This window comes from Amycolatopsis sp. NPDC003861 (genome assembly GCF_053605405.1).
Genome location: NZ_JBSGJD010000387.1, coordinates 1 through 6,105, shown reverse-complemented (window position 1 = coordinate 6,105; position 6,105 = coordinate 1). Strand labels below are relative to the sequence as shown.

At 72.8% G+C, this 6,105-nt stretch carries 8 protein-coding genes; 2 read left to right on the top strand and 6 right to left on the bottom strand.

The features are described from left to right. The coding region (locus tag ACWEVN_RS45690) for a HEAT repeat domain-containing protein (RefSeq protein WP_452055437.1) at window positions 1–449 on the top strand (449 nt) is incomplete at its 5' end. Here ACWEVN_RS45690 and ACWEVN_RS45685 read toward each other — a convergent pair. The 4 genes from ACWEVN_RS45685 to ACWEVN_RS45670 all read right to left on the bottom strand — a co-directional run bounded on the left by ACWEVN_RS45685 (window position 436) and on the right by ACWEVN_RS45670 (window position 3,160). Further along, entirely contained in the window at window positions 436–984 is a 549-nt protein-coding gene (locus ACWEVN_RS45685; RefSeq protein WP_449686847.1) for a phosphoribosyltransferase family protein, read from the bottom strand. The two genes, ACWEVN_RS45690 and ACWEVN_RS45685, sit on opposite strands and share 14 nt — an antisense overlap. 178 nt (window positions 985–1,162) lie before the next feature. Continuing rightward, a complete protein-coding gene (locus ACWEVN_RS45680) occupies window positions 1,163–2,149 on the bottom strand; it encodes an RNA polymerase subunit sigma-70 (RefSeq protein ID WP_452055439.1) in 987 nt (328 codons plus the stop codon). A gap of 37 nt (window positions 2,150–2,186) precedes the next feature. Next, on the bottom strand, window positions 2,187–2,552 hold the full coding sequence (locus ACWEVN_RS45675) for a DsrE family protein (RefSeq protein ID WP_452055436.1): 366 nt from the start codon (window positions 2,550–2,552) through the stop codon (window positions 2,187–2,189). A 74-nt stretch (window positions 2,553–2,626) separates the two neighbouring features. Beyond that, complete coding sequence (locus ACWEVN_RS45670) at window positions 2,627–3,160, bottom strand: CGNR zinc finger domain-containing protein (RefSeq protein ID WP_449686844.1); 534 nt, start codon at window positions 3,158–3,160, stop codon at window positions 2,627–2,629. A 78-nt stretch (window positions 3,161–3,238) separates the two neighbouring features. On the opposite strand from ACWEVN_RS45670, the gene ACWEVN_RS45665 reads away from it, so the two are divergent. Continuing rightward, window positions 3,239–4,408, top strand: a complete 1,170-nt coding sequence (locus ACWEVN_RS45665; RefSeq protein ID WP_452055435.1) for an MFS transporter — start codon at window positions 3,239–3,241, stop codon at window positions 4,406–4,408. Window positions 4,409–4,411: 3 nt separating this feature from the next. On the opposite strand, the gene ACWEVN_RS45660 is transcribed toward ACWEVN_RS45665, so the two are convergent. Continuing rightward, window positions 4,412–5,245 carry an NAD(P)H-binding protein gene (locus ACWEVN_RS45660; RefSeq protein WP_452055434.1) on the bottom strand — a complete coding sequence of 278 codons (834 nt, stop codon included), beginning with the start codon at window positions 5,243–5,245 and terminating at the stop codon, window positions 4,412–4,414. A gap of 76 nt (window positions 5,246–5,321) precedes the next feature. Further along, window positions 5,322–6,086, bottom strand: coding sequence for a cell division protein FtsQ/DivIB (locus ACWEVN_RS45655; RefSeq protein WP_452055438.1), 765 nt, complete (start codon window positions 6,084–6,086; stop codon window positions 5,322–5,324). Window positions 6,087–6,105: the final 19 nt, after the last annotated feature.

The following is a 6,105-nucleotide window of genomic DNA, read 5'->3' as shown; positions in this document are numbered from 1 at the left end:
CCCTCCCTCTACACCCATCCCCCACCCCTCTTCCCCTCCCCGCCGCTCTCCCGATCTCCGTCGCCGAGCTCCCGGGCGACGAAGCGACCGCGGCGCTGGCGGGCGCCCTCGACGACCCGGACCCGGAGGTGCGCCGCCACGCGGCGCTGGCGTCGGGCGGCCGCGGCGAGACGAGGGCGGTGCCGCTGCTGGTCGCGATGGTGGTCGAGGGCACCAACGACGTCGAGGCGGCGGAAGTGCTGGGGGTGCTGGCCCGGGAGCCGGACCAGGGTGCGCGGATCCTGGAGGCGCTGGCCGAGGAACTCGCCGGGGCTCCTCCGGTGCGGATGCGCGTGACTCAGGCGCTGGCGGAGCTGCCGGGAGACCTGGCCCAGGAGATCCTGCAGCGGCTGACCGGCGACGAGGACCGGGCGGTCGCCCTGCTGGCCACCGCGATCAGAGTTCCCTGACGTGCAGCAGCGACCGGACGTTCAGCTGTCGTCGCACCTGGTTGCTGCGCAACCCGTCCACCACGGTCGCCACGCCGAGCCAGGTGGCCTCGGCGTCCTGGGTGAGGAGGCGGGCGCTGTGGGCCTGGCCCCCGGTCTCGATCCAGTCGTCGACGAACAGCACGCGATCGCCACCGTCGAGCAGGTCCTTGGGGAAGCCGAGCCTGAGGTGGCGGTCCCGGTAGTCGGGCGGGGTGGTCCGCTGCAGCCAGGCCTCGCTGTCGGCCGACGGCCCGCGGTCCTTGCGGACTTCGACGAACCCAACCTCCAGGTGCAGCGCAACCAGCGGCCCCAGCAGGCAGCCGCGGGATTCCGGCCCCAGCACGACGGTGGGCCGCCGGTCGGCGAACAGCCCGGCCAGCGCGGGCCCCAGGCCGGCGAGCAACTCCGGCCGCCGCCACCACCCGGTCACGTCGGCGTAGTAGCCGTCGTCCGGGCGATCGCCGCGCCAGGTGAAGGCACGCCGGAGCCCGGACTTCACCTCTTCCACCAGCACGTGGCCGATGGTCGCGTCCGCGGGCCTTCGCGGGCAATCGGATTTCCCGCCCGCCGGGCGGTCCGGCGGCCGGTCCCGGCAAGCTCCCCGACACGCCGCGGCGCGGAGGCGGCATGGCGCACCCCTGGCCGCTACCCGCCGGCCGCACCCGGCGGGAGTGCCGCCGGCCCCAGCAGGCCTACCCCGGCAGGCGCTCCGGCAGGCCGAGCACCGGGAACCGCCCGGCGTCGAACGTGGTGATCTCGGTGATCGCCCCGCCGCTGACGCGCAGGACATCGATCGTCAACGGCCGGTACACCCCCTCCCGCCGGAGGTAGAACGCGACCGCGGGCTGCCGGTTGACCGACGTCGGGACGCCGTGCAAGCCCGTCAGCTGCTCGAACCCGTCCTCGACCCAGTTCCGCACCACCACGTCCCGGCCGAGGTGCAGGCCCGGTGTAGGCGGCATCGAACAGCGGACGTTCTCCCGCAGCAGGGCGGCGATCCCGCCGACGTCGAGGGCCACGCTGGCCTCGGTGTAGCGGCGCACCAGCTCGCGCGTGCCGGCGTCCTCCTCGCCGCCGGTCCAGTCCTGGCGCTCGGCGGGCAGGTGCTCCCGCATGCCCGCGCGGGCCCGCTGCAGCGCGCTGTTCACGGAGTTGACCGAGTCCCCGAGCAGCTCCGCGACCTCCTTCGCCGGCCGGCCGAGCACGTCCCGCAGGATCAGCACCGCCCGGGGCCGCGGCGCCAGGTGCTGGACCGCGACCAGGTACGCCAGCTCGATCGTCTCCCGCGCGAGGGCGACGGCCTCCGGCTCGTCCGCACCGAGGGCGGGCAGCTCGTCCAGGAGCCGGTCCGGGTAGGGCTGCAGCCACGGCACCTCACCCCCGGCCGCCGGCTCCGGGCGGCAGCGGGCCAGCAGATCCAGGCACGCGTTGGTGGCGATCCGGTACAGCCACGCCCGGAACGTCGACCGCCCCTCGAAGGTCTCCCGCCGCCGCCAGGCGCGCAGGAAGGTCTCCTGGACGGTGTCCTCGGCGTCCTCGAACGACCCCAGCATCCGGTAGCAGTGCACGTGCAGCTCCCGCCGGTGCCGCTCCGCCAGTCCCGAGAACGCCGGCTCCTCCAGCCGCGTGTCCGCACTCATCCCGTCATCCTTCCGCCTCGTCGTGGCCGTCGCAGGTATGACGGCGGCGAGCGCGGGAACTCATCACCGGGCCGGTTCAGTAGCTGAACGTCGTCGCCGCTTCGTCGCCGATCCACTTCCACAGCGGGATGGTGCCGTTCAGCTCCGCGCCGTCGATCAGGCTGCCGGCGTCGAGGTGCTTCGCGGTGAAGCAGATGGGGCACACGTAGTATCGGCCGCCCGCGGCTTCGTAGCGCTTGACCAGGTCGGCCAGCGGCGGGCAGCCGTCGCACGCGGCGCCGGCGGCGGTGCCCGCCAGCGCGATCCGGACCGCCTCCTTGGTCAGGAACATCAGCGTCTCGCGCCCGGTCTCGGCGGCCCCCACCGCGACCAGGAACGCGACGGTCACCTTTTCCGCGTCCTCGAGGCCCGTCGACAGGCTGATGACGGCTTTGTTCGACATATTTTGCCGCTCCCTTCGTCCGGATCAGGACGTTAGGAGCGGGCAGCGCCCGTGTCGTCGGGTGTTTGCCCGACTTATCGGACGGCTTTGGCTCGATAAGTCGACTTCTTCGCCTGGTTGCCGCAGACCCCCATCGAGCACCACCGCCGCGTCCCCGGCCGGGAGGTGTCCAGGAACAACGCCCCGCACCGGGCCCCTTCACACCGCCGGACCCGCGCGAACTCCGGCGACGTCACCAGCTCCACGGCGTCCCGGGCCAGCACCGCGAGCATCGCCGACGCGGGGTCCGCGGCCTGCCAGCGCAGTTCGCCCGATGGCGTCAGCAACGGCGCAGGCACCGGCAGCGCCGCAACGCGGTTCAGCCGCTGCCGGGTCGACGGGCGCACCGAAGCCGTCAGCAGCTCGTGGATCGCCTCGCGGACGGCACGCGCTTCCTCGGCCGATTCCGGCCGGACCGGGGTGGCGAACGGGCCGAACCGGTCGATCCACGCTCCCCACGCCGCCGCGTCCGGCAGCTCCTCCGTCTCCGACGGGGTCCCCCGGTACCGCAGGGTCCGGATGAAGTCGAGGCACGGGCGGCCCGCTCCCGCGCGGAATCTGTCCGTCATAAGGGTCACAGTACGCCGGAACCGGTTTGACTGGTACCTTCGGAACCGATCAAACCGGTTCCACTCCTGGGGGCACGCATGACCAAGACCGAACAGAAGGCCCCGCCCGGCTGGCTCGTGCTTCTCCTGGCCGTCTCTTGTGGACTGACCGTCGCCAACCTCTATTACGCCCAGCCGCTGCTCGCCGAGCTGCGGCAGACGTTCGGCGTCGGCGAGGCCGCGGCCGGCGGGGTGGTCACCGCGACCCAGATCGGGTACGCCGCCGGGATGCTGCTGCTCGTCCCGCTCGGCGACCGGCTCGAGAACCGCGGCCTGGTCGCGACGCTGCTCGCCGTCGCCTGCGCCGGGCTGGTCGGCACCGGGATCGCGCCGGGGTTTGCCGTGCTGCTCATCGCCTCGCTGGCCGTCGGGGCGGCGTCGGTCGTGGTGCAGATCCTCATCCCGTTCGCCGCCGACCTGTCGCCCGACGCCATCCGCGGCCGGATCGTCGGGCGCGTCGTCAGCGGGCTGTTGTTCGGGATCCTGCTCTCCCGGGTCGTCGCCAGCCTGCTCGCCGAGGTGACGAGCTGGCGCGTCGTGTTCCTGATCTCGGCCGGCGCGATGGCCGCGCTCGCCGTCGTGCTGCGGTTCATCCTGCCGCCCCGGGCGCCCAAGACGGACGTCCGCTACGGCGAGCTGCTCCGCTCGACCTTCGCCATGGCGCGCAAACACCCGGCGCTGCGCCACCGAGCGCTCTACCAGTCGGCGATGTTCGGTGCGTTCAGCGCGTTCTGGACGACCATCGCGTTCGTCCTCACCGCGCCGCCGTTCAACTACTCCCAGCTCGGCGTGGGCCTGTTCGCCCTAGCGGGCGCGGCCGGCGCCGCAGTGGCCCCGCTGGCCGGACGCTGGTCGGACCACGGCCACGGCCGGCGGCTCACGGCGGCCGCCTTCGTACTCTGCGCGGCCGCGTTCGCCCTCGCGGGGTTCGGCGCGCACAGCGTCATCCTGCTGGCGATCGCGGCGATCGCCATCGACATGGCGGTCCAGGCGACGCTGGTGACCGGCCAGCACGTGATCTACCAGCTCGACCCTTCGGCCCGCGCCCGCGTCAACAGCGTGTACCTGGGCACGTTCTTCATCGGTGGCGCGATCGGCTCCCAGGCGGGCTCGATCGCCTTCCACCTGGGCGGCTGGACGGCGGTCGTCGTCTTCGCCGGCGTGCTGCCGCTGCTCGGCCTGGCCGGGATGACCCGCACCCGCGTCTAGCGCTCAGCCTGCGAAGACGGCCCGGTTCACCGTGACCCACTGCGCATACGTCGTTCCCGGACGGCCCAGCAGGTCCTCGACGACGCCGGTCGGCACCTGCGGATACCGCAGGGTTTCCGCGAAGCCTTCGAGCAGCCAGCCGACGGCGTCTTCCGGGACACCGTAACCGATCCACTGCGCACGCTGCTCCGCCGGCGTCAGCTCGCGGAACCGGATGTCCTTGCCCAGCACCGAAGCCAGGGTCCCGACCTGCCCGCGCAGGGTGATCGCCTCCGGTCCACTGAGGACATACGTGGCGCCGACGTGCCCGTCGGTGGTCAGCACCCGCGCGGCGACGGCCGCGATGTCACCGAGGTCGATCGGCGTCTGCGTCGCGTCGCCGTAGGCCATCGCCGCCTCGCCCGCCCGGGCCATGGGCGCCCAGTCGAGCGTGTTGTTCATGAACACGCCGGGCCGCAGGAAGGTCCAGGCGAACCCGGCTTCCCGGACCGCGGCCTCGACGGCGGCGTACTCGTGACCGCTGGAGCCTTCGTGCTCGTCCCCGATGCTGCTGCCCGACAAGGCGACAACTCGTTCGATACCGGCTTCGGAGGCCAGCTCGCAGAAGCGCCGGACGGTCCGCGCCATCGGGGCGAGGTAGACCGCCGAGACACCTTTGAGCGCGACGGGCAGGGTCGACGGCCTCGCGAGCGACCCGACGACCACCTCGGCTTCCGGCGGCAGCTGCGCGCGTTCGGGATCGACGGTCAGCGCTCGCACCGGAACCTCCGCGGCCAGCAACTCGTCGACCACCAGCCGGCCGACGTTGCCGGTCGCCCCCGTTACCAGGATCGTCATGAGCACCCTCCTCGTTCTCGTATGCCGTACGAGATCGTACGGCATACGGGAACCCGGGTGCACGGGAAAAGGAAATTCAGGAGGTGATGGTCGGCAGTTCCGGCGCCGCGACGTCGTAGACCTTGCCGTCCTGGGTCAGCAGGGCCGCCAGGACCTTCGCCTTGCGGTCCGTCTGCTCCGCGGTCCCCCAGCGGACGATCTTGCCGTTGGCCAGCGTGAACTCCACGCTCGCCGGCGTCTTCGCCGTCGCCGTCGTGACCTGCTTGAGCAGCTGCTCCGGGATCACCCCGAGCACCGCCGTCACCGCGCGCGTCACCGGGTCGTCCGCCGACACCTTCGGCAGCTTGAGCTCCGGCAGGCCCGGCGGCCGGGCCGCGACCGTCTTGAACACCACGCCGCCGCCGTCGACCAGGTGCACGCCGTCGCCGCCCGGGCCGCTGTCGAAGAACGCGATCGCCGTTCGCTCGGTCACCGTGATCTCGACCGTGTTCGGCCACGAACGCGACACCTCGACCGTGGCGATGCCCGGCATCGCCGCCACCCGGTCGCGGATGTCGTCCGTGCTCAGCCGCAGCATCGGCTTGTCCGCCGGGACCGCCGCCACCGTGCGGATCTGGTCGGCCGCGACCGTGCGCGACCCGCTGACCGCGACCTCCTGCACCCCGAGCATCGAGCTGAAGAACAGCAGGTAGACCAGCGCCACCACGGTGAGCACCGACAGCAGCGCAACCCACCGGCGGCGGATCTCCACCTGCCGGTTGGGCCGGTTGCGCGGCGACGGCTTGGCGCGTGCGGCGCGGGTCCGGCGGCGCTCCTCCTCGGAGCCCCGCCCCCGCCCCAGCCGAGATCGGAAGAGCGGG